Origin of the sequence: Paracoccus sp. (in: a-proteobacteria) (assembly GCF_047973135.1) — a bacterium.
Taxonomy (GTDB): domain Bacteria; phylum Pseudomonadota; class Alphaproteobacteria; order Rhodobacterales; family Rhodobacteraceae; genus Paracoccus.
This window is the reverse complement of record NZ_JBKEBL010000028.1, coordinates 1-25,380: the sequence shown is the minus strand read 5'-3', so window position 1 is coordinate 25,380 and position 25,380 is coordinate 1. Positions and strand designations below refer to the sequence as shown.

The 25,380-nt window shown below is 62.5% G+C and carries 21 protein-coding genes and 5 pseudogenes; 14 read left to right on the top strand and 12 right to left on the bottom strand.

What is annotated here, in order from left to right:
- Positions 1–58 precede the first annotated feature (58 nt).
- The 8 genes and pseudogenes from ggt to ACK5L9_RS02255 all read left to right on the top strand — a co-directional run.
- Positions 59–1,858, top strand: coding sequence for a gamma-glutamyltransferase (ggt, locus tag ACK5L9_RS02290; protein ID WP_416909827.1), 1,800 nt, complete (start codon positions 59–61; stop codon positions 1,856–1,858).
- 104 nt (positions 1,859–1,962) lie between these two features.
- Positions 1,963–2,913: a GAF domain-containing protein gene (locus ACK5L9_RS02285; protein ID WP_416909826.1), complete on the top strand. Its 951-nt coding sequence runs from the start codon at positions 1,963–1,965 to the stop codon at positions 2,911–2,913.
- A gap of 133 nt (positions 2,914–3,046) precedes the next feature.
- Positions 3,047–4,573, top strand: a complete 1,527-nt coding sequence (gene adh / locus ACK5L9_RS02280; protein WP_416909825.1) for an aldehyde dehydrogenase — start codon at positions 3,047–3,049, stop codon at positions 4,571–4,573.
- Positions 4,574–5,183: 610 nt separating this feature from the next.
- Positions 5,184–6,869, top strand: coding sequence for a GMC oxidoreductase (locus tag ACK5L9_RS02275; RefSeq protein WP_416909824.1), 1,686 nt, complete (start codon positions 5,184–5,186; stop codon positions 6,867–6,869).
- 169 nt (positions 6,870–7,038) lie between these two features.
- Positions 7,039–7,233 carry a hypothetical protein gene (locus ACK5L9_RS02270; protein WP_416909823.1) on the top strand — a complete coding sequence of 65 codons (195 nt, stop codon included), beginning with the start codon at positions 7,039–7,041 and terminating at the stop codon, positions 7,231–7,233.
- A 186-nt stretch (positions 7,234–7,419) separates the two neighbouring features.
- On the top strand, positions 7,420–7,806 hold the full coding sequence (locus tag ACK5L9_RS02265) for a hypothetical protein (protein ID WP_416909822.1): 387 nt from the start codon (positions 7,420–7,422) through the stop codon (positions 7,804–7,806).
- A 320-nt stretch (positions 7,807–8,126) separates the two neighbouring features.
- Positions 8,127–8,210: pseudogene (locus tag ACK5L9_RS02260) on the top strand (hypothetical protein); the annotation flags it as partial.
- Between the two features lie 127 nt (positions 8,211–8,337).
- A pseudogene (locus ACK5L9_RS02255) lies at positions 8,338–8,571 on the top strand (IS630 family transposase); the annotation flags it as partial.
- Positions 8,572–8,701: 130 nt separating this feature from the next.
- On the opposite strand, the gene ACK5L9_RS02250 reads toward ACK5L9_RS02255, so the two are convergent.
- The 9 genes from ACK5L9_RS02250 to ACK5L9_RS02210 all read right to left on the bottom strand — a co-directional run bounded on the left by ACK5L9_RS02250 (position 8,702) and on the right by ACK5L9_RS02210 (position 17,306).
- Positions 8,702–9,433, bottom strand: a complete 732-nt coding sequence (locus tag ACK5L9_RS02250) for an ABC transporter ATP-binding protein (protein ID WP_416909821.1) — start codon at positions 9,431–9,433, stop codon at positions 8,702–8,704.
- Positions 9,420–10,226, bottom strand: coding sequence for an ABC transporter ATP-binding protein (locus tag ACK5L9_RS02245; protein ID WP_416909820.1), 807 nt, complete (start codon positions 10,224–10,226; stop codon positions 9,420–9,422). The genes ACK5L9_RS02250 and ACK5L9_RS02245 overlap by 14 nt, the downstream gene beginning before the upstream one ends.
- A complete protein-coding gene (locus tag ACK5L9_RS02240) occupies positions 10,223–11,236 on the bottom strand; it encodes a branched-chain amino acid ABC transporter permease (protein ID WP_416909819.1) in 1,014 nt (337 codons plus the stop codon). Before ACK5L9_RS02240 ends, ACK5L9_RS02245 begins: the two co-directional genes overlap by 4 nt.
- A 1-nt stretch (position 11,237) precedes the next feature.
- Positions 11,238–12,122, bottom strand: coding sequence for a branched-chain amino acid ABC transporter permease (locus ACK5L9_RS02235; protein WP_416909818.1), 885 nt, complete (start codon positions 12,120–12,122; stop codon positions 11,238–11,240).
- Positions 12,123–12,194: 72 nt separating this feature from the next.
- Positions 12,195–13,385 (bottom strand): ABC transporter substrate-binding protein, encoded by a 1,191-nt coding sequence (locus ACK5L9_RS02230; protein WP_416909817.1) that lies wholly within the window; start codon positions 13,383–13,385, stop codon positions 12,195–12,197.
- 292 nt (positions 13,386–13,677) lie between these two features.
- The gene (locus ACK5L9_RS02225) at positions 13,678–13,893 is read right to left on the bottom strand and encodes a hypothetical protein (RefSeq protein WP_416909816.1); all 216 of its coding nucleotides are present in this window, start codon (positions 13,891–13,893) and stop codon (positions 13,678–13,680) included.
- Positions 13,894–13,901: 8 nt separating this feature from the next.
- Positions 13,902–14,873: an acyl-CoA dehydratase activase gene (locus tag ACK5L9_RS02220; protein ID WP_416909815.1), complete on the bottom strand. Its 972-nt coding sequence runs from the start codon at positions 14,871–14,873 to the stop codon at positions 13,902–13,904.
- Positions 14,874–14,896: 23 nt separating this feature from the next.
- Entirely contained in the window at positions 14,897–16,231 is a 1,335-nt protein-coding gene (locus ACK5L9_RS02215; protein WP_416909814.1) for a 2-hydroxyacyl-CoA dehydratase subunit D, read from the bottom strand.
- A 28-nt stretch (positions 16,232–16,259) separates the two neighbouring features.
- Positions 16,260–17,306 (bottom strand): 2-hydroxyacyl-CoA dehydratase subunit D, encoded by a 1,047-nt coding sequence (locus ACK5L9_RS02210; protein ID WP_416909813.1) that lies wholly within the window; start codon positions 17,304–17,306, stop codon positions 16,260–16,262.
- 331 nt (positions 17,307–17,637) lie between these two features.
- Between ACK5L9_RS02210 and ACK5L9_RS02205 the strand changes: the two genes are divergently transcribed.
- On the top strand, positions 17,638–18,789 hold the full coding sequence (locus tag ACK5L9_RS02205; protein ID WP_416909812.1) for a CaiB/BaiF CoA transferase family protein: 1,152 nt from the start codon (positions 17,638–17,640) through the stop codon (positions 18,787–18,789).
- A gap of 3 nt (positions 18,790–18,792) precedes the next feature.
- Here the strand turns inward: ACK5L9_RS02205 and ACK5L9_RS02200 are convergent, their stop codons facing one another.
- Positions 18,793–19,494: a TetR/AcrR family transcriptional regulator gene (locus ACK5L9_RS02200; protein ID WP_416909811.1), complete on the bottom strand. Its 702-nt coding sequence runs from the start codon at positions 19,492–19,494 to the stop codon at positions 18,793–18,795.
- A gap of 78 nt (positions 19,495–19,572) precedes the next feature.
- Positions 19,573–20,070, bottom strand: coding sequence for a PaaI family thioesterase (locus ACK5L9_RS02195; RefSeq protein ID WP_416909810.1), 498 nt, complete (start codon positions 20,068–20,070; stop codon positions 19,573–19,575).
- A gap of 239 nt (positions 20,071–20,309) precedes the next feature.
- On the opposite strand from ACK5L9_RS02195, the pseudogene ACK5L9_RS02190 reads away from it, so the two are divergent.
- From ACK5L9_RS02190 to ACK5L9_RS02170, 5 genes and pseudogenes are all read left to right on the top strand, one after another.
- A pseudogene (locus ACK5L9_RS02190) lies at positions 20,310–20,462 on the top strand (integrase core domain-containing protein); the annotation flags it as partial.
- 258 nt (positions 20,463–20,720) lie between these two features.
- The gene (locus ACK5L9_RS02185) at positions 20,721–20,990 is read left to right on the top strand and encodes a hypothetical protein (RefSeq protein WP_416909809.1); all 270 of its coding nucleotides are present in this window, start codon (positions 20,721–20,723) and stop codon (positions 20,988–20,990) included.
- A pseudogene (locus ACK5L9_RS02180) lies at positions 20,984–21,121 on the top strand (IS5/IS1182 family transposase); the annotation flags it as partial. The gene ACK5L9_RS02185 and the pseudogene ACK5L9_RS02180, both read left to right, overlap by 7 nt.
- Before the next feature lie 120 nt (positions 21,122–21,241).
- Positions 21,242–24,214 (top strand): M10 family metallopeptidase C-terminal domain-containing protein, encoded by a 2,973-nt coding sequence (locus ACK5L9_RS02175; protein WP_416909808.1) that lies wholly within the window; start codon positions 21,242–21,244, stop codon positions 24,212–24,214.
- Positions 24,211–24,429: pseudogene (locus ACK5L9_RS02170) on the top strand (IS630 family transposase); the annotation flags it as partial. The gene ACK5L9_RS02175 and the pseudogene ACK5L9_RS02170, both read left to right, overlap by 4 nt.
- Before the next feature lie 371 nt (positions 24,430–24,800).
- On the opposite strand, the gene ACK5L9_RS02165 reads toward ACK5L9_RS02170, so the two are convergent.
- The coding region (locus ACK5L9_RS02165) for a VPLPA-CTERM sorting domain-containing protein (protein ID WP_416909807.1) at positions 24,801–25,380 on the bottom strand (580 nt) is incomplete at its 5' end.

The following is a 25,380-nucleotide window of genomic DNA, read 5'->3' as shown; positions in this document are numbered from 1 at the left end:
CGTGCTGCGCCAAGACGACAGACTGCCCCCATTGTTCAGGATTTTTGGGGGGAAAGCCATGTCACGGATAAATCTGGCGGTTCTGCTTCTGGGGGGAGGCATTGCGCTGTCAGCCCATGCGCAACAGGCAGCCGACGAGACTGCGCCCGAGGCGGCGACCACGGCGCAGGAATTTCAGGGACTGGGCGAGGCAGCGCGGGCCGCGATGGCCGAAAAGGCTGCGGGCAGGCCGGTCACTGCGCAGCACTGGATGGTCGCGGCGGCCAACCCTCTGGCGGTCGAGGCCGGCGGTGCCGTGCTTGAAGCGGGTGGCAGCGCCGCAGATGCGATGATTGCGGTCCAGACCGTTCTGGGGCTGGTCGAGCCGCAAAGCTCGGGTCTGGGGGGCGGGGCATTTCTGGTCTGGTACGATGCCGCCACGGGCCTGATCACCACGCTGGACGGTCGCGAAACCGCGCCTGCCGCCGCAGCCCCGACGCTGTTTCAGGATGAAAACGGTCAGCCGCTGGAATTTATGTCGGCGGTCGTGGGCGGGCGCTCGGTCGGGGTGCCTGGAACACCCGCGCTGCTGGAAGAGGCGCATCGTCGCTGGGGCAGGGCGAACTGGGCGGGGCTGTTCGGCCCCGCCATTGCGCTGGCCGAGAACGGATTTGCCGTCTCTCCCCGGCTGGCCGAACTGGTCGCGGGCGAGGGGCAGGATTTGCAGGCCGATCCCGCCACGGCGGCCTATTTCTTTCCCGGCGGCCAGCCCGTCGCGGCGGGCGCGACGCTGACCAACCCGGCCTATGCCGATGTGCTGCGCCGTCTTGCTGCGCAGGGCAGCCGCGCCTTTTATGAGGGCGAGATCGCGCAGGATATCGTCGCGGCGGTGCGCGGGGCGGTCTGGAATCCCGGCGTGTTGAGCATGCAGGATATGGCCTCCTATCGCGTTGTCGAACGCCCGCCGGTCTGTGTCGAATACCGCGCGCATGATGTCTGCGGCATGGGGCCGCCCTCGTCCGGCGGGCTGACGGTCGGGCAGATACTGGGGATGCTGCGAGGCTATGATCTGGCGTCGCTTGGGGCAGAAAACCCCGAAAGCTGGCGGCTGATTGGTGACGCCTCGCGTCTGGCCTTTGCCGACCGGGGGCGGTACATGGCCGACAGCGATTTCGTGCCCATGCCGACCGAAGGGCTGATCACGCCCGATTATCTGGCCGGACGGGGCAAACTGCTGGCGGGCGACGATGCCCTGCCCGAGGTCAGCGCCGGTTCGCCAGGCTGGAGCCATGCGCTGCTGTGGGGGCAGGACAGTGCGCTGGAACTGCCCTCGACCTCGCATATCTCGATCGTGGATGCCGACGGAAACGTGCTGTCGATGACCACCACCATCGAGAACGGCTTTGGCGCGCGGCTGATGAGCCATGGCTTTCTGCTGAACAACGAACTGACCGATTTTTCCTTCGAGACCCATGACGATGCGGGCTATCCCATCGCCAACCGGGTCGAGCCGGGCAAGCGCCCGCGCTCGTCCATGGCACCCAGCATCGTGCTGAAGGATGGCAAGCCGGTGCTGGTCACGGGTTCGCCTGGCGGCAGCCGGATCATCGGCTATGTCGCGCAGTCGATTATCGGTTATCTGGATTGGGGGCTGGATGTGCAGCAGGCCGTGGCGCAACCGCATCTGGTGAACCGCTTTGGCACCATGGATATAGAGGCGGGAACCACGGTCGAATCCATGTCGCAGGCACTGACCGATATGGGCTTTGAGGTGAACGCGCGCGAGCTGAACTCGGGCTTGCATGCCATCGCGATCACGGCTGACGGTCTTGAGGGCGGGGCCGATCCGCGACGCGAGGGGATCGCGATGGGGAAGTAGGGCAATGATGGCCGGGGCAGGCGGGAACTTTTGTCTTATCCGGCAGTTACATAAATTTGCACAAATTCCGCCGCAGCTTTGCTATTCTTGCGGCGGGAGGAATCATGTCTCGGAAGTCGCATGCGGAATTTGTGGCAGAGCAGTCGCAATCGGCCAGCGCAGTGTCGGCGGTGGTGTCGTCCTGGCGGCGCTCGATGGAGAAATACGGCCTCGATCCGGCAGACGGGCGGCGCCCTGACAAGCTGACCGAGGCGGCACTGAAAGACCGGCGCGGCGGGACCGGCCTGTTGCTGCATGTCGCGGCCCCCCAACTTGACCAGCTTTTCGCGCTGGTCGGCCTGTCGGGCTGCAATGTGCTTTTGACCGATGCGCAGGGCGTGGTTCTGGCCCATCGCGTCAGGGCTGGCGATGCCGCGCAATTCGATGAATGGGGCCTGTCGGAAGGGTTCGACTGGTCCGAGGCCGCGCAGGGCACGAATGGCATCGGCACCTGTCTGGCCGAAGCGCGGCCCCTGACCATTGATCGCGACGAACATTTCCACACGCGCAACACCGGCATGTCCTGCACCGATGCCCCCGTCTGGGGGCCGGATGGAAGGCTGATCGCGGCGCTGGATGTCAGTTCGGTACGGGCACCCGCTCAGGACGGTCATGCCCGCCTGATCGAGGCGCTGGTCATGCAGACCGCCCGTGCCATCGAGACGCTGCTGTTCCGCGCCAGTTTTCCCAAGGCCCGGATCGTGGTCGCCAGCGACGATTCCCTGCCGCTGGCCGCGCTGATCGCGGTGGATGCCGACGATCTGACCATTGGTGCCACACGCGGCGCACGCAGGCTGCTGGGGCTGGAACGCGAGGGCGCGCTGCGCCCGCGCCCCGCAGGCGACCTGCTGCATCGCGACGACGGGATGCGCGGCTTTGACAAGGGCGAACGGACCGCCATCATGCGGGCACTTGCGCGCAGCGACGGCAATGTCTCGGCGGCGGCGCGGGCGCTGGGGATCGGGCGGGCAACGCTGTACCGGCGCATGGCGCGGCTGGGGCTGGACCAGAAATAGCTGCGGCTGTCTCGGATGTGAGACAGTTTCGCAGGTCATCGCCCCGCTGCCGGTTGTTTCGCTGCCGCTTTGCGCCCAGCTTTTCTTGATCGTCGGCAATGACAGCCGGGCGACATCGAGGAGGAGAAAACACATGGCCAACGATCAGGCTACACAGTTTCAGGGGGGCACAGCCGTCCCCTTTGCCACGCGCTACGACAATTTCATCGGCGGCAAGTGGGTCGCGCCGCGTTCGGGCAAGTATTTCGACAATCTGACGCCGATTACCGGGGCCAGTGTCGGCCAGATCGCGCGTTCGAATGCCGATGATATCGAGGCCGCGCTGGATGCCGCACATGCCGCCAAGGACGCCTGGGGGCAGACCCCGCCAGCCGAACGGTCGAACATGCTGCTTCAGATCGCCGACCGTATGGCCGCAAATCTGGAACGACTGGCCGTCGCCGAGACATGGGACAACGGCAAGCCCATCCGCGAGACCATGGCCGCGGACTTGCCGTTGGCCATCGACCATTTCCGTTACTTCGCCGGGGTGCTGCGCGGGCAGGAAGGTTCGATTTCCGAAATCGACCATGACACCGTGGCCTATCATTTCCACGAACCGCTTGGTGTTGTCGGGCAGATCATCCCGTGGAACTTTCCGATCCTGATGGCCTGCTGGAAGCTGGCCCCGGCATTGGCCGCCGGGAATTGCGTCGTGCTGAAGCCCGCCGAACAGACCCCCGCCGGGATCATGGTGCTGATGGATGTCATCGGCGACATCCTTCCGCCGGGTGTGCTGAACGTGGTCAACGGTTTCGGGCTTGAGGCTGGCAAGCCGCTGGCCTCGAACCCGCGCATCGCCAAGATCGCCTTTACCGGCGAGACGACGACGGGCCGGCTGATCATGCAATACGCATCCGAAAACCTGATCCCCGTCACGCTGGAACTGGGCGGCAAATCCCCGAATATCTTCTTCGAGGATGTCGCGCGCGAGGATGACGATTTCTTCGACAAGGCGCTGGAAGGCTTTGCCATGTTCGCGCTGAATCAGGGCGAGGTCTGCACCTGCCCGTCACGTGCGCTGATCCAGGAATCGATCTATGACCGCTTCATGGAACGCGCCATCAAACGGGTCGAGGCGATCCGGCAGGGCGATCCACGCGTGGCCGACACGATGATCGGGGCACAGGCCTCGGGTGAGCAGCAAGAGAAGATCCTGTCCTATATCGATATCGGCCGGAAAGAGGGGGCCGAACTTCTGACCGGAGGCGAGGCCGCCGATCTGGGCGGGGAACTGTCCAGCGGCTATTACGTCAAGCCGACGATCTTCCGCGGCAACAACAAGATGCGAATCTTCCAGGAGGAAATCTTCGGTCCGGTGCTGGCCGTCACCACCTTCAAGACCCGCGACGAGGCGATGGAGATCGCCAATGACACGCTTTACGGTCTTGGCGCCGGTGTCTGGAGCCGCGACGCCAACACCTGCTATCGCTTTGGCCGGGGGATCAAGGCGGGCCGCGTCTGGACCAACTGCTATCACGCCTATCCGGCCCACGCGGCCTTTGGCGGCTACAAACAGTCGGGCATCGGGCGCGAGACCCACAAGATGATGCTGGATCATTATCAGCAGACCAAGAACATGCTGGTCAGCTATAGCCCGAAAAAGCTGGGCTTCTTCTGATCAGGACAATTGCAGGGGCCGCCACTGCGGCCCCTTTCCCGCCCGAGACGCGCCATTCGAGCGAAGGGCAACGGCGGCACTGTCGTCGGCTTGACAAAGCCCGACGCGCTTAAAGTGATCATGTTCTATGGCTATAACCTTTTGATTTAACGCTGATGTTTCGCAGATTTTGCGATCAAGGCCAGCTTCCTTCAGCTATACCTGCCCCCTGACCGCAATCCGCGCGGAGGATCGGCTGAGGTGCAGCGGGGTCGCGCAGCTCGTCTGATACTGCCGACCCGGACAACCGGCCATTCAGGAAAATCGGCATTGCCAGCGGGGGCGGTGGATCACCGGACAAGCCTTTTTGCGCAACGGTCGGAGGTCGGACTGACCACGCGCCAGCCGATTCCGGAACCGACTGTCCGTTTCGGCACGGTCAGGGCGAACGGATAGGGGCGCATGCAACCCCTTGTCGTCTGAAGGTATGTGATCGATAACAGTGCCGTCTTTTCAGCATATTTCCTTCGTTCGCAGTTTCAGCGGTAGCGCCGTCACGGGCCACGGCCCGGAACATTTTCGGAGGCAAGACCATGAAACCTATCCCGTTCGGCGCATTCACAGCGCTGCCATGCCGGATCAGATCTGTCAGGATGGCGGCGGACCGATGACCGGCAAGCTTTCGGACAGAATTTATGACGCGCTGATCGTCGGATCGGGCGCCTCGGGCATGTTCGCCGCCAGCGAGCTGACCGCGCAGGGCCTTGATGTGCTGATGCTTGAGGCCGGGCCGGCCCTGCAGGCACGGGATTTTGACCCGGCGCTGAAATCCGGCGCGAAAGCCGGGCTGAATGTCTCTGCCCGCGCCATGACCATGCTGCGCGGCCAGCCGATCCAGTCGCGTGCGGTGTTCTATCGCCGTTGGCAGGCGCATTTCTTTGTCAATGACCGTCGCAACCCCTATACCGCGCCCAGAGACGCGCCCTATCTGTGGATCCGGGGGCGGCAGCGCGGCGGGCGGCTGCACAGTTTCGGGCGGGTGCTGATGCGCTGGTCCGACGCGGAATTTCAAAGCCGAACCCTGCGCGGCTTTGGCTGCGACTGGCCGATCCGCTATGCCGATCTTGCCCCCTATTATGACGAGGTCGAAACCGCGCTTGAGGTGCAGGGCAACCGCGACAGGGTCGCCAGCATGCCCGATGGCGTCTATGCGCGCCCCTCGGGGCTGACCCCGGCCGAGGCGCTGTTCAAGGCGCGGGTCGAGGCGGCGCGACCCGGACAGCGCGTCGTCGCGTGGCGCTATGTCGCGCCCGACCCCGAGCGACTGCACCGCCCGTTGCGAAACGCGCTTGCCACGGGCCGGCTGACCCTGCTGAACGGAGCGGCGGCCTGCAAGGTTCTGACCGACCCGCGAAATGGACGGGCAACCGGCGTCGCCTTCACCGAAGCCTCAAGCGGAATCATCCGGCTCGCGCGGGCGCGGGCAGTGGTGCTGTGCGCCTCGTCGATCGAATCGGTCCGGCTGCTGCTGAATTCCCGTGGCGTCCGGCACCCCGACGGGATCGGTAACAGTCACGACCAGCTTGGCCGGTATTTCCAGGACCAGCTTCCTCTGGTCGCACAGGGCGAATTTCCAGAGGCCAGCGGCAGCTTTGCCGACCCGCTGGCCCCGCGTGATCCCTTTTACGATACGACCGGCGGCATCTTTATTCCGCGCAGCGACGGGCACGACTTCGCCTTTCAGGGGCTGGTCGGACGGGCCGAGGTCCGGGCCGATCAGCCTGCCCGCCTGGCCTTTTTCGGATTTGGCGAAATGCAGCCCGACCCCGGCAACCGCATCACGCTGGACCCGCGCCGCAAGGATGCCTGCGGCATTCCCGTGCCCCATATCCGTTGCAAGATGGGCTGCCGGGATACCCGGAACCTGCACCGGCAATGCCAGACGCTTCAGGACATCGTCGAGACCGCCGGCGGACGTCTGGATTTCATCGGTTCGCCTTTGGGGCTTAGGGAATGGGGGCGCGGTGCCTATTGCCGCGAGGGCCGGCTAAGCCGTTTTCTGTTCCGCCAGATGTTTTGCCGCAGCATGATCATGGGCGCGGCAATTCACGAAAGCGGCGGGGCCAGAATGGGCATATCGCCAGCAGATTCGGTCCTGAACCCGTGGAACCAGTGCTGGGACGCGCCGAATCTGCTGGTCACGGATGCCAGCGCCTTTGCCGGGGGCGGAGTGACGGGAACGACGCTGACCCTGATGGCCCTGACCCTGCGCGCCTGCCGACATCTGGCGGCAGAGATGGCGGCAGGGCGGGTTTGACGGCAGGCCGCGTCTCCATGCCCTGCCACGGCGCATCAGGTTGAACTTCCGGTAGGCGTCCGGCGTTTACAGTGATGTCACGTCTTGACGAGATTTGCGGCCTTCCAGTTTCCGGTCGGGGCCCCAGGCGATACCGCCCTCGTCGTGCCCCGCGAATAATGCATTGGAGATGTCGCGCCCTGCCCGCAATGGGCGCGACTGGCACCACATGCTGAAGCTTTGCGGTCTGGCCCTTGCGCGCGTCGTGGATCATGATGGCGTCGTGGATCCCCGTCACCCAAATGATTGGCGGCTTCCGGGCATGAAGGGCAGCATCGCCGATGCAGGTCTGCATGGTCTCCGGGCGCGTCATGCGGTCCATTAGCCGATCAAAGGCAGAAGTCGCAACTGCCAGCGCGCGGCGCAGCCGTTCGGCTTTGTTCGCGGCGTGATTGAATGCGTGCGACATGGCCAGTGTCGGGCGTTCCGTCCTGCTCATTCCGCGCGCGGTCCTGAAGTCCTCGATCAGCGCCCGCGATCCGCGCATCTTTTGCAGACTGCCCGGTTCGGTATGCACGCCGTCAGCAAAGCGGCCAGTGACCGTCCGCATGTTTTTCTGCGTGTCGGAGTAATGGTCAACCGCCTTGATGTCAGTTGCGTTTCCATGCGTTTGGCTGCCATGGCTGCGCCCTTGTCGATAATCCGGGATACCGATAACATTGATGGCATGGAAACCCTTGCGATCACCTTTTCCGTCTTGATGATTGCCGCCGCCATCGCGGCGACGATCCTTGTCGGGATGTTTGCCGGGGGCCTCTGGGGAGCGCTGGCATTCGCAGCAGTTCTGGTCGCGACATACCGCGCGCTGACGCGTCAAAGCGGCTCGCTGCGGCCCATGTGCCGCAGCCAATTGAACGCCTTTCAGCGCCCGCTTGCCACAAAGAGACCTGAGGATTGAACCGGCCAGGCTTGGCCAGACATCCGGCACGATCTGCGATTAACAGGCCGCTGAAAAGCCGGTGTGATCGTCGAGTGACCGTGTCTTGCGGTTGATGCCGTGATGTTTTCCCTGCGCCGGCAGTCCGTCCTTTACTGCTATTGAATTGATCGAGACATCTGCCACCATTTATGCGACACGGGAATGATGCGCAAACGAGATCCTTTTCATGTCACGCCCGAGGACCGGAAACGCCTTGAGGGCATCGTCTCCCGCCCCGCCCCTCCACGCCGCAGCGGCATGTCTGGCGTTGCCGGATCGTTCTTCTCGGTGCCGAGGGCTTGGGAACGACGGCAATCGGTGCGGCCAGCGGCACGTCGAATACAACCGTCTGGCGCTGGCAGGCGCGGTTTCTGGCCGAGGGCGTTGATGGGTTGCTGCGCGAGAAGACCCGCCCGCCCGAGACGCCGAAAACCGGGAACGCCGATAACCGGGGCAGGCAAGGTGGCGGAGCTGATCCGTCTGACGCAGTCCCCGCCGCCGCACGCGGCGACCTCCGCCTCCTGGCTCAACGCCGTCGAGGGCTTCTTTGCCAAGCTGACGCGGCGGCGTCTCAAACGCGGGGTGTTCCGCTCTGTCGCCGAACTGGAGGATGCCATCACCCGTTTCATCGCCGAGCACAACGAAACCGAAGCAAAGCCCTTCGTCTGGCGGGCCAATCCGGACGATACCATCGCTGCAAGAAACCGAGGGTTCCAAATGTTGGATTCAATCCACTATAGCTGACGGAAGCCGATTTGATCAACAAATAGGCAAAGGATCAGCGTAGAATCAAATGGTTATATCCTGACAACACAATCAAAGGAAAGTCGTCATTCTATAGGCCCGCGCCCATGCGTCGGATCGGTCATGCATGTCACGCATGGGCCGCGACCTTGCCCAGATAGCTGTGGTGCAGGGTCGGATCATTGCGCAAATCCTCGCCGGAACCTTCGGCGCTGACACGCCCGACCGCCAGCACATAGCCGTAATCGGCAAGCTTCAGCGCGGCATCGGCGTGCTGCTCTACCAGCAGAATGGTCAGGCCATCATCGCGCAGGCGATCCAGGATCTCGAAAATCTTGTCCACCACCATGGGCGCAAGGCCAAGGCTCGGTTCGTCCAACATCAAGAGCTTCGGCTCGGCCATCAAGGCGCGCGAAACCGCGACCATTTGCTGTTCGCCGCCCGACATCGTGCCCGCGCGTTGGGTCAGCCGCTCCTTCATCACCGGAAAGAGATCGAGCACATAGTCCAGCCGTTCCCGATAGCGGGCCGCCGCATCGGGTCGCCGGGCCAGGCGATGGAAGCCCAGCCGCAGATTTTCCTCGACCGTCAGCGGCGCGAAAAGCTGCCTGCCTTCGGGCACCTGCACGATGCCCAGTTCCACCACATCCGCCGGTTTCAGGCGGGTGATGTCGCGATCCTCGAACCAGATGCTTCCCGAATAGGTCGTCACCAGCCTTGAGATGGTATTGATCGTCGTCGATTTTCCGGCGCCATTGGCCCCCACGATCGACACGATCCTGCCCTTGGGTACCGCAAGCGTCACGGCGTCGAGGGCGATGGAGGAATGGTATCCGGCGGTAATCTTGTCAAAGCGTAGCATCTGCGGCCCTCTGTCCGATATAAGCCGCGATCACCTCGCGGTTCTGGCTGACCTCGGCCGGCGTGCCATCGGCGATCTTGGTGCCGTGATCCATGACCACGATCGTGTCGCAGGTGGACATGATGAAGTCGATGTCGTGCTCGACCAGCAGCATGCTCATTCCGCGCTTTTTCAGCAGGGCCAGCATTTCCGCTAGATTGCGGGTTTCGACATCGTTGAGTCCGGCGGCCGGCTCGTCCAGCATCAGCAGTTCGGGGCCTGATGCCAGCGCCCGCGCGATATCCACCAGCCGGATCTGTCCCAGCGTCAGCGCCTCGATCCGCTCGTCCGCCCGGTCGGCCAGGCCGACGAAATCGAGCAGTTTCATGCCGCGCTTGCGGCTTTCCGCTTCGGTCGCGCGACGTCGCGCATTGCCAAGGATCGACGGCACGATCCGGTCCGAAAAGTCCGGATGCATGCCCATCTGCACGTTTTCCAGAACCGTCAGACCGCGGAACAGGCGGACGATCTGGAAGGTGCGGGCCATGCCCATGGGGCTGCGGGTATAGGCCGGCTGCTGGGTGATCCGCGCGCCCTTGAAGTGGATTTCCCCGGAAGTGGGGGGGCGGACGCCCGTGACCAGATCAAAGGTCGTGGACTTGCCCGCGCCATTGGGGCCGATCAGGCCCTTCACCTCGCCGGGCGCGATCATGAACGAGACGTTGTTCACAGCCACCAGCCCGCCGAATCTCTGAACGACGCCGTCCAGTTGCAGCAGCGGAAGCGGCCCGCCGGTCCCTCGCGTGGATGTCATCGGGTTGCTCCGTTGATCTCTTGGCTGCGACTCGGCGCTGCACCCTGGTTTCCGCGCCACCGCTGTCGGTCCTGCCGTTCGATCAGGCCCGACAGGCCGTGCGGAAGGAACAGCAGGAAGACAAGTATGAACACGCCATAGATCACCGTTTCCAGCTCGCCGAAGCCGGTCAGGAATTGAGGCAGCAGGACCACGATCACCGATCCGATGATGGGTCCGAACCGTGTTCCGAGGCCCCCCATCACCGATATGGTCAGAACCGACACCAGGACGTGGAATTCGGACAGCGAAGGGTCAACCCGCAGTGACGTCAGGCCGAAACAGATGCCTGCAACTGCGGCGATGACCGCCGACAGCACCAGAATGCGCAGCTTCAGCCGGATGACCCTCACGCCAAGCGCCTGCGCGGCGGTTTCATCGTCGCGGATCGCCTGCATGGCGCGGCCGATATGCGACCGGGCGAGGAAATCGTGCAGCAGCAGGACGCAGACCGCCATGCCGAGAACGACATAGTAGAGGCCGGTCCGGCCGATATCCTCGCCGCCCCATTGCAGGGGCGGCACCGCAACGCCGCTCTGCCCGCCGGTGAAGCCGATCCAGCGGTTCGCCACGCCATTCTCGATCAGCATGAAGGCCAGCGTGGCCATGGCCAGGTAATGCGTCCGCAGGCGCAGGAACGGCAGGGCGACCAGCAAGGCGATCACCGCCACGATGGCAAGCGCGCCGAACAGGGCCAGGATTGCGGGCCAGCCGGCCATGGATTGCAGCATCGCATAGCCGTAGGCGCCGATCGAATAGAATGCTGGCAGACCCATCGAGATCTGGCCGGAAAACCCGTATTGCAGGTTGAAGCCCATGCAGAGGATCGCGTAGATCCAGACCAGCATTGCCAGCCGGACATGGAAGCCGCTGCTTAGCAGCAGGGGGACCACTGCCCCGATCACGATCAGGAAAATGACCGGCAGCAGGGACGGCGCTTTTGGGGCCTCGGGAATGCTCTGTTCGCTCATCTCAACGCCGCTCCGCCTCGTAATCGCCCAGCAAGCCGTAGGGCCGAACGATCAGCACCAGAAGAATCACGACGAAGATGGCGGGTTCGGCGTAAAGCGAGGTTCCGAACCCCGCCATCAGCGCCTCCATCATCCCGATGGCAAGCCCGCCGGCGGCTGCGGCGAAGGGGGAACCCAGCCCGCCGAGAATCGCGGCCATGAAGCCCTTCACCGTCAGCAGCAGGCCCATGCCGACGCTGGCGCCCAGCAGCGGGCCGACCATCAGGCCGGCCATGCCCGAAATGGCGGCGGAATAGACGAAGGTGAACTGGACGATCCGTTCCGAGCGGATGCCCATGAGAAGCGATACCTTGGGATCGACCCCGGTTGCCCGGACCGAAAGGCCAAAGCGGGTCCGATAGAGGATATACCAGGTCAGCAGCAGGAAGACGGCAAACATCGCGATCAGCGAAAGCTGCTGAAGGTTGGTGATGACGAAGCCGAACTTCAGCGGCACCAGCGGCAGCAGCGGCGGAACGAATTGCTGATCCGGCCCCCAGGCCAGAAACGAGACCCCGTAGATGATGATCGCGCCCGCGAGCGTGCCGATCATGATGGTCATGGGTTCGGCCCGGCGCTTCATCATTGGGCGGTAGATACCATAGTCGACACCCAGAGCCACGACCGCCACCAGCGCGAGGATGCCGGGCACCGCGACCTGCCAGGGCAAGGCCAGCGTGACCAGAAACAGCACCGCGCTCATCGCCCCGAGCATCACGAACTCGCCTTGGGCGAAATTGATGACGCGCGAGGCGCCATAGATGACCGAAAGGGACAGGGCGATAAGCCCGTAGACGCTGCCGTTGGTCAGGCCAGCCAGCAGAAGATAGCTGAGTTTCATCAACATGGGCGGACTCCGATCTCTACCAGGGTCAACGGTCCGGCGGCGGGCACGGCCGCGCGCCAGCCGCCGTCGATCTCATTCAGCAAGCTTCGAGATATCTGCGGGAACGAGGTCTTGGCCGTCATTGGCGACCTCGACAATGACAAAGAAGCCGCCATCCGGCGGGCCGTGATGAGCCGCCGCAAAGTTGTAGCTGACACCCTTTTGACCCTGCAGGCCGGCAAAGCTGCCCAGCCGCCGGGTCGCCTCGATGATCGCATCGCGCGCGCCCTGAAGGTCGCCGGCCTGGATCTTTTCCTGGACCATGGCGTCTTTCAGGATATCGACCAGAAGCGTCCCGGCATCGTGCCCCTGGGGCGGCGAGGGCGACAACGCAAGCGGACCGAACTTTGCGGTGTAGTCATCGAAGAACGCCGTCACGTCCTCGCGCGAGGGATCGACCGATGACGGGACCATGACGCCGTTACCTGCATTGGCCGCCAGTTCGCGAAACGCCTTCATCAACCCGACGCGCGGCATGATGATCGGCTGGCTCAACCCGAGTTGGCGGATGGTCCGGACGACACGGGCGCCATCGGCGGGATAGGGGTAGATCAGGACGACTTCGGGATCGGACTGCATCACGTTGATCACCTGCGGCGTGACATCGGCTGCGGTGATGTCATAGGTCTGCTGCGTGGTGATCGCGATTCCCTTTTCGCCAAGCGCCTCGATCACCGAGGCCGCGCCCTCGATACCGAACGGAACCGAATTGTTGATGATGGCGACCTTCTTCACGCCCTCTTGGGCCAGGGCTTCGGCCACCGCGATCGCATCCTGCGTCACCTTGGGGCCGAAGCGGAACTGATACTGCGCATCGTCGGTCAGGCCCGGCGAGGCGGCAGAGAGGATATAAAGCGGGATCCGGTTCTGGTTGGCAACCGTCACCAGCGAGTTCGCGACCGCCGACGGGCTGCCGCCGATGATGATCAGCGCCTTGTCGTCCTCGGCGCAGCGCGTTCCGAAATTGGCGGCAAGCTGCGGGTCGGTCTTGCTGTCATAAGTGACAAGCCGGATCTGCTGACCATTGACGCCGCCCGCGGCATTGACTGGCTCAAGCACCATGTTCAGGCCATTAAGACTTTCGATGCCGGTATCGGCCGCCGAGCCCGAGCGGTCATCGACATCGCAGACCACGAGGTCGAGGGGCGCGGCATAGGCCTGGCCGGCGCCCAGTGCAACCGCAAGGGCCAGTCCGCAGGCGGAGTGTCTCAGCTTTCCCATCATGTTCCTCCCGTTGGATTCCGGGACGTCTCCCGCGTCCCGGTCGATAATTTTAACAGGTACCATTCGGTATGACTGCTTTCAATACGTTACATTACTATTTTGTTGCGAACAAGAAAAATCACATCTTCCGCCGAGGATACCGGCCGGTCCGGAAAAGGGGCGATGGGCGGGGATGAAGACCGGACCGGTCGTCAGGAAGATCCGCGATCCGGCGCGGCGCGCGACCGGCAGCGGTCCGCGCACCGGCCCTGCAATGGAATGTCCTTCCCGCCCTGTCGGCGGCAGGGCGGGATCAATGCACCATTTCGGTGATTATCTGGATGATCTCGACATAGCTCTTGAACAGGAAATAGCTTGCCGCAAGAATCAGGGGCGCAGGGACCAGCGCCCACCAGCCCAGCCCGGCAGGGACCAGGCAGAGGAACAACCCGGTGATCGCAAAGGCCATGGCTGCGGCACCAAGCCGCCCCAGCCTCAGGATCAGGCGCAAGGCCGGGAAACGCTCCATGTCCGGCCTCAGAGGTTGCTCTGCAGGGTGCTCAGCAGCGACCGCAGGCCACCCTTGCGCGGCGCAGGCTGCGTCTCGCGGGGATCGACCGCCAGTTCGGGAACGCCGCGGCAACCGGGGATACAGGCCTTGTCCTCGCGCATCTGTTCCTCGCGGGCCATATCCTCCTTTTCCGAGATCAGCATCTGGCGATTCTCGGAACGGAAATCGTCGAGGCCGATCAGCGCCGCGCCAAGCGCGCCCGCGATCTGGGGACGATCAGGCAAAATCAGCGGCATTTCCAAGGCCTGCTCGATATAGTGGACCGCCGCCGGGTTGCGCGCCACGCCTCCGGTCATGACGACCGGGCCCTTTTTCCCGACCCGACCGACCAGACCCAGCGTCCGCGCCGCGATTGCGACATGAACCGCGCCCATGACATCGGATTTGGGATGCCCCTCCGCCAGCAGGGAAATCACCTCGGTCTCGGCAAAGGTCGCGCACATCGACGAAATCTTCAGCTTTTCCTGGGCCTCCAGCGCCAGATCGCCAAGATCGTCGAGATCCACCTCGACCGCCCGTGCCAGGACTTCGAGAAACTTGCCGGTGCCGGCTGCGCAACGGTCGTTCATGGCGAATTGCGCCACCAGGCCGTTTCCGTCCACCGCGATCACCTTGCTGTCCTGCCCGCCGATATCGATGACCAGCCGGGCACCGGGCACCATGGCGACGGCACCGCGGGCGTGGCAGGTGATCTCGGTATAGTTCTTGTCAGCATTGTCGAGCATGCGCCGACCGTATCCGGTTGACACCGTGCGCCCCATGTCCTCCTGGGCAAGCCCGGCCTGATCAAGCGCGCTGGCGATCGATGCCTTGACGCCATCGCCCGAGACCGCGCCCATATGCGCCACGGACTGCGCCACCAGCCGGCCCTCCAGATCGAGGATCACGGTCTTGGCGGTGGTAGAGCCGAAGTCGACCCCCATGACAAAGCGTTTCATGTTCCGTTCCTCCTTTCGCGTGGCTAGGCGGCACCCGCCATGCGCCGCGAGTCGATTGCCTCCAGCATGGCCTCGACGCGACTGTTCAGAATCTCGTCCTTGTAGAAGCTTTCGTCGGTCACATCGCCCTCGAACATCGAGACCGGGATACCCAGTTCCGTCTGCGCGGTTTCGGCGATCAGGAATTGCGGGTTCGTGAAGGCCCGGCAGGTGCGTGAGGCATGGATCACCATGCCGTCGACCTGGAACTTGCGGCACAGATCCATGATCAGCCTGATCAGGATGGGAGAAGCGTGATTGTTCGGGCAGATCAGGAAATTCTGCGCCATGCCCCGCAGCGGTGCATTGGGGTCGATCAGCCCGGGCTCCTGCCAGAACGCCATGTGGGTATAGCGCCCGGCAATCACGGCTGCGTCGTAATTGGCGAATTTGTTGGCCAGCCAGCCGACCTTGTTCCAGTTCATGATCCCGTCGAAGAACAGCCGGTACTTTTCGTCCGGGACGCAGCCCTCGCCGCTGGCGACACGGCCCTTCACCTCGTCGAGCACGGTCTCGAAATAGTCCTTCACCCCGGCCACCGGCAGGTTGTTGATGGGGGCAATCGAGACGACCCAGTCGAAAAAGCTCGCGGGCGCGGGCTGCGCGGTGCAAAGCTCCATCGCCTCCAGACGCAGTTCCGAGGCGCGTTTGATGTCGGCCATCAGCGCATAGAGACGGTCCCACGGATAGGGCTTGCCGGTCTGCTCCTCGATGAACCTGATCATGTCGTGAAGCTGGCGCGTCACGTAGTCCGAGGTCTCTTCCCATTCCTGCCCCTGGAGATAGGCGGCATCGGGCTTCGAGCCCCAGATCCACGGGATCGAGACGTTGAAGATGGGAACCTTCTTGCCGAAGACCCGGCTGGTCATCTCGTCCCACTGCTGGCCGGTCGAGCAATAGGCATAGGCCGAGATGATCATGTCCGGCTCGGGCAGTTTCCAGGTCAGGTCGTCGTCATCCGGCACCGCCGCGCCGTTGTCGCCCTTCAGCCGCTGGTTGGAGACCGCGCAGCCGAGATGCGTCCGGGCGTAGGAGCAAAGTTCGCGCATGTAGCCGCGTTCCTCGGCCACCTGCTGCGCCTTCACCTCTTGGTGGCGGGCGGCGAGCATGGCCGAATAGGCCTCGCCATGCACCCAGCAGATGTCGGCGGCTTCGAGGAAGGGGTTTATGGCCGATCCCTCGTACCAGCAGATCAGCTTGCCCTCTTTCTTGGCGCGCCAGACCATTTCCCAGTAATCGTTGACGAGCTTGCCCGCGATCCGGGTCGATTTCAGCTTGTTGGCTTTCTTGCCTTCGGTCGGCTGCACGGCGATGTTCATGACATGTCTCCTGTTCTCGCGGTATGGCTCAGGCGGCTTCGCGGCGCTTGACGATTTCGACGAAGGTTTCGACCCGGGTCTTGAGGCTTTCCAGCGCCATGCCCTCATGCTCGGTCTCGATCAGCAGATGCGGCATCCCGGCCTTTTCGAAGGCCTCCTTGACCTCGGGGTAATAATACATGTGCGGTTCGCAGAACTTGGCCATCAGCACGATCATGCCGGCGGCTTGCTCCTCGCGCATGGCGTTCAGCAGATAGGCGTCCCAGTCGACATTGTTCTGGACGCGGGTAGGGCAGGGCACGCCGGTATTGCGGTCGAGATACCAGCGGGCCAGACTGGCAATCGGGTTTGCGCCCTGGGGCACGTCGGTCGAGATGTAGCGCAAGCCGTGATAGAGATCGTCGCCGACGATGGTGACTCCGCATTCCTCGATCATCTCCAGCAGTTCCGGCTTTGGCGCCTGGCAGAAATGCCCCGAAAGATGCAGTCGCACCTCTCGCGAGGGTGCGGCCGATGCGGTTTCGAAATGCCGCACCAGAGCCTCGGCCAGTTCGGTATGTTCGGCCTTGTCCATGATCATCGACGACTTGACCACATGCTGCATCTCGACCGAGCTCAGCGTCGCCCTGCCGGTCCGGCGCATGTCATAAAGCTTGCGCAGAAGCTGGCGATTGCGGTTGAACAGCCGGATCGAGGCATTGAGGGCGTCGTCCCGGACCGGCGCACCAATGAAATCCTCCAGCTCTTCGCGCAGCTTGGCGAAGGTCTCCTCGGAACGGCCCTGGGTCCAGGGATCGCACATCGACGAAATCAGCTGAAAGAAGATCACCCGCGTATCCGGCAGTTTCATGCGGATCGCGTCGGCCATGCCCAGCAGCTGCACGCAGTGGTCGCCAAACATGATGGCGTCGAGTCCATCGAAGCGCCCCCGCGCCGCCTGATCGACCATCGAGCGCGTATAGCCGCAGTAGAACGGGAAAAGCACACCGTGACCGACGGTGATAGCCTCGTCGCTTTCCTGAAGGATCATCGGCAGGGTGTCGGCGGCATGGGCCAGCTCGCCTGGGAAATTCATTGGGAAGGATCCGATCACCTTCCTTCCGGTGCGGGCCTTCCAGGCCGCAGCGTAGCCCAACGGGTCGCCAGCCGCCGCAGCGAAGGTTCCGATAATCTGTTCCTTGTCCAATTTCCCCTCCCGCGTGCTTGGCCACGCAATGTCGAAGCCACTAATAAGTATAACTCATTAAATAAAGCAGTCAACCGAGATAGTGCGCTAGCATTTGTATTTGACTGCCTCCGGCAAAGGCACTATTTTTATAGAGAATTTTTAGGGAAATACCGTGAGATTGGGCCACCGGTCATCTCCGGGGGCAGAAATAATAAGTTAGACTCAACAAGGGAAAATCATGGGACCGCTTTCAGGTGTGAGAATCGTCGAGATGTCGAATATCGGGCCGGCGCCGTTCAGCGCGATGCTGCTGGCCGACATGGGGGCGGATGTGATCAGCGTGCAGCGGCTTGCCGCCAGCGATCTGGGCTTCGCCATCGATTCCCGGTTCGATTTTCTTAACCGCTCCAAGCGGGCGGTCGGCGTCGATCTGAAATCCGACGAGGGGATCGGGCTGACGCTCGATCTCATCGCCGGGGCGGATCTGCTGATCGAGGGCTTCCGCCCCGGCGTGATGGAACGGCTCGGGCTTGGCCCAGACATTTGCCACGCGATCAACCCAAAGCTGATCTACGGGCGAATGACGGGTTGGGGGCAGGATGGCCCGATGGCATCCATGGCCGGGCATGACATCAATTACATCTCGATGACCGGCGCCCTTGCAGCGATCGGCCCCAGAGGCGGAGCCCCGACGGTTCCGCTAAACCTCGTCGGCGATTTCGGCGGCGGCTCGCTTTACCTCGCCATGGGCCTGCTTGCCGCCCTGGTCGAGGCCCGTGGTTCCGGCCGGGGGCAGGTCGTCGATGCAGCGATGGTCGACGGGGTGTCCAGCCTGCTGTCCATGCTGTCGGGCTATCGCCAGGCGCGCTTCTGGTCGCTCGAACGCGGCACGAATGCCGTGGATGGCGGGGCGCCCTGGTATACGACCTATAAGACCGGCGACAACAGATGGATGGCCGTCGGCGCGGTGGAGGCGCGCTTCTATGCCACCTTCATCGCCCTTCTGGGGCTCGATGCGGCGGATCTGCCGCCGCAGAACGACCGCCAGCGATGGGACGAACTCAGAACGGCCATCGCCCGGCGTTTCGCGGAACGGACCCGAGATGAATGGGAGGCGGTCTTTGCCGGAACGGATGCCTGCGTGACGCCGGTTCTGGACATGGACGAAGCGCCGCACCACCTTTCGGCCAGGGCCCGCAACACCCATCTCGAAGCCGATGGCGTGATCGAACCCAGCCCGGCACCGCGCTTCAGCCGCACGCAGGGACGGGTGCAGGGGCCGCCGCCGGATGCCCGGATCACGACCGCGCCCGCCCTGCTGGACTGGGGCATCGCCGCTGACAGGATCTCGGCCTTGGCCGAGGCCGGCGTGATCGCGTCGGGGGCATGATCGTCATTCCCTGTCCAGCCGCGCCTCCAGCCGGTCGGCCACCCGTTCGAACCGGGTCAGCAGCGTCGCGACCGGATCGGCCCCAGGCGCGCCCACCTGCAGGCCGCGCATCACGATCTCGGTGATGCCGGCTGCCGCAGAATCGACCGAGAAATCGCCCTGACCGCGCAGATAGGCCCAGGTCTGGTGCTCGATCGCGCCGAAGATCAGGTCGCGGACAAGCTTGCGATTGACCTCGGCGCGAAACGCGCCGGACTCCTGCCCTTCCATCACCACCTGCATGACCCGGTCCACCACCTGCCGGTTCTGCTGGTAGATGCCCATGTCGCGATAGCCGGGATCGGCGCGCAGTTCCATCAGGACAAGCCGCGTCAGCGCCGGCTCCCTGCGGATGATCGACAGCGCCCACCAGATCACATGATACAGCCGTTCGCCGATAGGGCCATCCTTGCGCGCGGGATAATCCTCGGCCAGGAACTCCTCGAACCAGCTTTCGGCGACCTGCAACAGCAGGTCGCGGCGGGTCGGAAAATACTTGTAGATCGTGCCCTCCGAGGTGCCGCAATGCTCAGCCACCTCGGCGGTGGTGAATTGCTCCGATCCGCGGGCGCGCAGCACGCCGCGCGCCGCCTGAAGGATCGTCGCGACCCGCTGATCCCGCGGCAGACGTCGAGTCGCCGGCTTGGCTGTCCTTGCTTGCACCATGTCGCCTTCGCACCCAGTTGCATCGAAAGCTGTCGTCGCACGATTTGGCGCCGCTGTCCAACGGTCGGCGGCGGGGCGTCATGCCGCCGGGAACAGATCCCCCACCCTGCTGCCCACCGGGGCGCTGTGTTTCGTGATCCGGTGAATGGCACTGGAGCGGAACACCAGCCGGTCGCCGACCGAGGCGATAGTCTGCTGGAACAGGGTCGAGCGGGTGGCGTTCAGCAGGGTTGTGTCTCCGACCAGCCATTCGCCCAGGACCGCAGGCGACAGATAGTCGATGGCAAGCTGGATGGTCGGCATCAGCCGGTGGCGCAGATCCCGGTCCTGCATCTGGCTGGCATAGATCTGGAGATCGGCGAAAGAGGCGATGATGCCGCCATGGGTCGTCTGATGCGGGTTCAGATGCCGTCGGCCGATCCGCATCCCCAGGCGCAGGCGGCCATCCTCGATCTTTCCGTAGACCGGGCCGAGCCAGAGGTTGAACCCGGTTCCCGTCGGCAGCGGGGCAAAGCCCGCCGGCGGGTCGTCGTCTATGTCGTCGCGCAACATGCGGATCGCTTCCTCACGGTTCATGCGCTTCCCCTTTTTCACCGTCATGACGACCGGTCGCGGCCTTGTCCGTAATTAGTACTCTATATTATGATATATGTATAGTATGGTAATCAACGGATCAATCTGCGGAAAGCCGGCTGCGGAGGAGAAACCGATGAACGATATTGCCGCCTGTGGTCGTCTGCTCCGCACGGCCTCTGTCTCGTGGCTTTGCTGATGGGTATAGCTATTGGATCGATGAGCTCAACGAGGCCAAGGTGAAGATATCGATGGATGGCAAGGGCCGCTGGATTGACAATCGCATGATCAAGCGCCTCTGGCGGTCGCTGAAATACGAATGCGTCTACTTGCGTGGCTTCGAGACCGGGTCACAAGCCCGGAAGGGTATCGGTCAATGGCTGGCCTATTATAGCTGACGGAAGCCAATTTGATCATCAAATTGGCGCAGCATCAGCGTAAAATCAAATGGTTATAGCCTGACAACATAATCAAAAGAAAGTCGTCAGGCTATACAACGCCGATCGACCGCACTCGACCCACGGCATCTTGATCCCCGACGAGATCTATGCCAGCAAAACGGAACTCATGAAAATGGCAGCCTGATGTGGAACCCTGATCCACCTTAACCGAGCTGCATTCTGGTCGAAAAAAACAGGACCACCTCTCTCCATGTGGTCTCGGCCTTCTGCACCGCTCTTCAGGCCACGCTCGGGCATGAGGCGTCGCGTGGCAGCGGCTTCGAGCTTCCCGATGCGCTGCGGTTGCTGGACCGGATTGACCTTGCGGGGCAGGTCGTCACCGACGACGCGCTGTTCTGCACGCGGGTGGTCGCGGCCAGGATCACCGGGCATGGCGGCGATTTCCTTCTGCCGGTCAAGGACAACCAGACGGAACTGCGCAAGGATAGGCTTCTGCACTCTCCGGCATCAGACCCCACATGATCGGGCGCTGCTTCGACAAGCCCAAAAACAGCCGTCGATTGGCCACCCGTTACGACAAAACCGCCGAAAGCTTCCTTGGCTTCCGCGATCTCGTCGGCATCAGACTATGGACCCGCCATTTGTCAGCCTGACCTGGAAATTCATAAATATTAACTATACTGTCCTTTTGGCCATGTGCGCTGGAAGTGGCTTGACTTGCACAAAAAATTTGACTTTTGAAATTAAAAGGCAAGTAAAAATAAGGATTTGATATGTGCATCATGTGCCAAACCTCTCCTGTTAATCTTCTTAATGGCGCGCATAATCTGTGGGTAGAGCAGTATCTGGATCAGTCGGGTCGCGTCACCGCGACCGGCAGCTATCAGTCCCTGCAATACGCGGCACTTGGCACTGCGGCTCTTGCCGATGGCGGGCCCCTTCTTGAGGATTACGTCATCGATTACGGTGCCACGCCGTTCCGATATCTGGACGGGCCGACGGGTAACGATCTGATCGACGGCACGCTGAGCAGTTTGGCATGGGTCAGTCCGAACCTGACCTACAGCTTCCCCGATTCAGATGCCGATTACGGACCGAATGCTGCGGGAACCATCGAAGGCCTGGCCGAAATGAACGCCGCCCAGAAATACTGGATGCGCTATTGGCTGGATCAGGCCGCCAGCGTCAGCGGCCTGACCTTCCGGGAACTGGATGGACCCGAGGGATCGCTGACCGCAGACCAGGAAGCGACGCTGAAATTCGCCAACATGTACTTCCCCGTTGGCGGTATCACGACCCTGCCGAACCCCTATCCGTCCGGTGGCGATGTCTTTATCGGAGATTTCTACGCCGCGCCCTCGCTTGGCAACTGGGACATGTTCGTTCTCGGGCACGAGCTTGGACACGCGCTTGGGCTGAAACATGGCCACGCAACGACCGGCAGCTATATGGCACTGCAGGGCAATCACGACAGCGCCGAATATTCGATAATGACCTATAATTCGACACCGGGCGGCGGTCATACCCAATCGCTTTATGCGCATAGCTTCATGATTGCGGATATCGCCGGTCTTCAGCACATGTATGGTGCCAATTTCGACTATAATAGCGGTCATACGGTCTATTCGTTTTCAACCGAAACCGGCGAAATGTCCGTGAACGGTGTCGGAACCGGCCACACGAATGCCTCGATTCTCAGGGATGGCACGATCTTTCGCACGATCTGGGACGGAAACGGAACGGATACCTACGATTTCTCGAATTTCGGCACCAATCTGGCGATCGACCTGACACCGGGCGGTTACAGCGACCTTGATGTCGGCGGCGCCACACACAAGATGATCCTGGCCTATGACGCTGCAACGCGGCAGTTCACCTATGCAAGGGGCCATGTCTACAACGCGTTGCAGTATAAGGGCGACGCGCGCTCGTTGATCGAGAATGCCAATGGCGGCTCGGGTCATGATGTCATCAGGGGTAATCAGGCCAACAATGTCCTGAACGGCAATGCTGGCAACGACCAGATTTTCGGCGGCGCAGGCTATGACTGGCTGAATGGCGGCGATGGCAATGACCAGTTGTTCGATTCCGATGGTTATGGCGTGTTCAACGGCGGCGCGGGGATCGATTGGCTGAATTTGTCCGAAATGACCAGCGGAATCACGCTGTACGCTGCGACGAAAATAGGGGTCTCGGCCGCCGGCCTCTTCCGGTATTCGGAGATCGAGGTGATCACGGCGACCAATTACGGCGACCTGATTTACAGCTGGGCAGGGCCCACGATCTACGCGGCTGGCGGCAACGACACCATCCACGGAACCGGCAGCGACGACCGGCTTTTCGGCGAGAACGGAAACGATTTTCTGAATGGCGGGACCGGCAATGACGGCCTCTACGGTGGCAATGGCGACGACACGCTGGTCTCGGGGTCGGGGAACGACACGCTGGATGGCGGTACGGGATCGGACTGGGTCGATTTCGCCGAAACCACGACCGGCATCACTGTCGATCTGGGCGCAGGTCGCATCAACGATGGCCGGTATGTCAGCAGCCTTCGGTCCATCGAGAATATCCGTGGTTCCGAGACGGCGGATTACCTGCTTGGCGACGATGGCGGCAACCGCATCGTCGGCCAGAACGGCAGGGACCGGATCGAGGGCCGGGGCGGCAACGATCTGATCGACGGCGGGGCAAGCTGGGATACATTGCTGGGCGGCACGGGCAACGACACCATCCTTGGCGGCGGTGGCAATGACGTGATCCTGCAGAACTTGTCCTGGGAGGTGGACAGCATCGACGGCGGCGCTGGTGGCGACACGCTGGATTATGGCCAGATCAATGAACCGTCCGGCTACATGGCAGTGTCCTATGGCATCTATGCCCGGCTGGATCTGGGCTATATCGTGAAGGCGCCCTATTACGGCGGTATCAAGGATTCGGTGACCGGGATCGAACATATCAACGGAACGGCCATCACCGATCACATCTATGGCGACGCGATCGGCAACCGGCTTGACGGGCGCGCGGGGAACGACCTGCTGGATGGCGGGGCGGGCAATGACGTCCTGATCGGTGGCGAGGGCAACGACACGCTGCGCGGCGGGGACGGCAACGATACGTTCCAACAGCATCTTCTGTGGGCCTATGACACGATCGAGGGCGGCGCGGGAGTCGATACGATCGACTACGGCGCCCTGAACGCCCCAGCCGGCTACATGGCGGTGTCCTATGGCATCTATGCCCGGCTGGATCTGGGCTATGTCAGCAAGGCGCCCTATTACGACGGTATCGTGGACCGGATCAACGGCATCGAGAATATCAACGGCACAAAAATCAACGACCTTTTCTACGGCGACGGGGCCGGCAACCGCTTTTCGGGACGCGAGGGGAACGACCTGATGGATGGCGGCGCAGGCAACGACACGCTGATCGGCGATGCGGGCTCGGACACCTTGAAGGGCGGCGCGGGCAGCGACCTGTTCATCTTCAGGAACTCGACCGGCGGCGATGTCGATATGGTCGTGGATTTCGAACGAGAGATCGACCGGATCGACATGTGGGGACTGAATTATGCGTCCGGTCAACGCCTGACGAACCCCGACACGAATGGCGACGGCTATGTGAACGCGGCAGATGCCGGCTGGTCATATCGCAACAACACACTGACATTCGACGGCGACGGCATAGACGTGTCGTTCGTCGGCCTGTCCTCACTCCACAGCGGTTCTTTCTCGACGTTCCAGTAGCGCACGATTGCAAGCGCCACGGCACCACCACGCTGTTCGCCGCGCTCGACGTCGAGTCGGGCCCGGTCATCGGCGACTGCATGCCGCGCCACCGCGCAAAGGAGCTCCTGTCGTTCCTGCGCCGCATCGACCGCGCCGTCAGCAAGCCGCGCGACATCCACCTCGTTCTCGACAACTACGCCACGTATAAGACGCCCGAGGTGATGGCGTGGCTCGCTGGCCGATTACCTGCTCGTGATCGCCCGCCTCGGCGGATATCTCGCAAGGAAAAGCGACCCGCCACCAGGCAACATGGTCATCTGGAGGGGATGGAGTAGACTGGCCGATATCGCACTCGGCGCGGACATCACAACTTGTGGGTAATTGAAAGAGAAATCGGACGGTTACCGCTTCCCGCAGGCGTCAGGCCGTCAAACTGCCCCCGAGCAGTCGAAAGCGGAAAAAAGCGAGGTTCCTTAATATGTTGAAATTGTTATATTTTCCCTTGAGACCTCGGATGCCACGGCCATTCTCATCCGGACAGCGGAGGACGTGAAAAAGCGGGCCGCTGCGCTTTCACGTTGTGGCCCGCCCTCATCCTTTGCGATCACGTCCGGCGCTTGCGCCTGACACCGGCGAAGGCCGCCATGCCGCTCAGCATCAGCAGGGCCGGTGCGGGTACGGGGATTGTCGAAAGGTTGTTCGGCTGAACCTCGAATTCGCCTACCGCTATCGTCGGCATGAAGAACCTTCTGTTGTTTCCCCAACCTTCCATCGTGATGTCGGCCTTGCCGTCATTGACCAGAGTTTTCCCCGTCGTGAAGGACAGGGTGCCAATCAGATTTCCACCTGCAAGATTGGCCAGCGGGCGATAGCGGAAGCCGAGTTTTTGGGCACCCGCAGCGTTGCCCTCGGGCACGACAAAGGCAGAATGCCTGAAGCTGAAAGTTTTGCTGCCCTTCAGGATTTCATCCGTATCGGCAATGGAAAATTCCAGCCCCCAAATCTTGGTGGCGTCCCCCCCAAGAGCATCAGTTGCGTCGAACAGGACGTCGATCATATACGCCGTGTTTGCGGTATGGCTGCATACTCCTTTCAATTCGGCCATGGGGTCGCCATCGCCGCAATCCCTGGCCGAAAAGGTGACTGCGGCATTGGCCGCCGCAGCTGTCATCGCCATCGCCAAG

What these genes read in the sequence shown, in the direction of transcription:
- ACK5L9_RS02175 (WP_416909808.1), top strand. Translation starts at nt 21,242, where the DNA reads ATGTGCATCATGTGCCAAACCTCTCCTGTTAATCTTCTTAATGGCGCG.
- ACK5L9_RS02245 (WP_416909820.1), bottom strand. Translation starts at nt 10,226, where the DNA reads ATGACATCCACGCGAGGGACCGGCGGGCCGCTTCCGCTGCTGCAACTG.
- ACK5L9_RS02225 (WP_416909816.1), bottom strand. Translation starts at nt 13,893, where the DNA reads ATGGAGCGTTTCCCGGCCTTGCGCCTGATCCTGAGGCTGGGGCGGCTT.
- ACK5L9_RS02210 (WP_416909813.1), bottom strand. Translation starts at nt 17,306, where the DNA reads ATGAATTTCCCAGGCGAGCTGGCCCATGCCGCCGACACCCTGCCGATG.
- ggt (WP_416909827.1), top strand. Translation starts at nt 59, where the DNA reads ATGTCACGGATAAATCTGGCGGTTCTGCTTCTGGGGGGAGGCATTGCG.
- ACK5L9_RS02235 (WP_416909818.1), bottom strand. Translation starts at nt 12,122, where the DNA reads ATGTTGATGAAACTCAGCTATCTTCTGCTGGCTGGCCTGACCAACGGC.
- ACK5L9_RS02205 (WP_416909812.1), top strand. Translation starts at nt 17,638, where the DNA reads ATGGGACCGCTTTCAGGTGTGAGAATCGTCGAGATGTCGAATATCGGG.
- ACK5L9_RS02195 (WP_416909810.1), bottom strand. Translation starts at nt 20,070, where the DNA reads ATGAACCGTGAGGAAGCGATCCGCATGTTGCGCGACGACATAGACGAC.
- ACK5L9_RS02200 (WP_416909811.1), bottom strand. Translation starts at nt 19,494, where the DNA reads ATGGTGCAAGCAAGGACAGCCAAGCCGGCGACTCGACGTCTGCCGCGG.
- ACK5L9_RS02230 (WP_416909817.1), bottom strand. Translation starts at nt 13,385, where the DNA reads ATGATGGGAAAGCTGAGACACTCCGCCTGCGGACTGGCCCTTGCGGTT.
- ACK5L9_RS02265 (WP_416909822.1), top strand. Translation starts at nt 7,420, where the DNA reads ATGCACGCCGTCAGCAAAGCGGCCAGTGACCGTCCGCATGTTTTTCTG.
- adh (WP_416909825.1), top strand. Translation starts at nt 3,047, where the DNA reads ATGGCCAACGATCAGGCTACACAGTTTCAGGGGGGCACAGCCGTCCCC.
- ACK5L9_RS02215 (WP_416909814.1), bottom strand. Translation starts at nt 16,231, where the DNA reads ATGAACATCGCCGTGCAGCCGACCGAAGGCAAGAAAGCCAACAAGCTG.
- ACK5L9_RS02285 (WP_416909826.1), top strand. Translation starts at nt 1,963, where the DNA reads ATGTCTCGGAAGTCGCATGCGGAATTTGTGGCAGAGCAGTCGCAATCG.
- ACK5L9_RS02250 (WP_416909821.1), bottom strand. Translation starts at nt 9,433, where the DNA reads ATGCTACGCTTTGACAAGATTACCGCCGGATACCATTCCTCCATCGCC.
- ACK5L9_RS02220 (WP_416909815.1), bottom strand. Translation starts at nt 14,873, where the DNA reads ATGAAACGCTTTGTCATGGGGGTCGACTTCGGCTCTACCACCGCCAAG.
- ACK5L9_RS02270 (WP_416909823.1), top strand. Translation starts at nt 7,039, where the DNA reads ATGTCGCGCCCTGCCCGCAATGGGCGCGACTGGCACCACATGCTGAAG.
- ACK5L9_RS02275 (WP_416909824.1), top strand. Translation starts at nt 5,184, where the DNA reads ATGCCGGATCAGATCTGTCAGGATGGCGGCGGACCGATGACCGGCAAG.
- ACK5L9_RS02240 (WP_416909819.1), bottom strand. Translation starts at nt 11,236, where the DNA reads ATGAGCGAACAGAGCATTCCCGAGGCCCCAAAAGCGCCGTCCCTGCTG.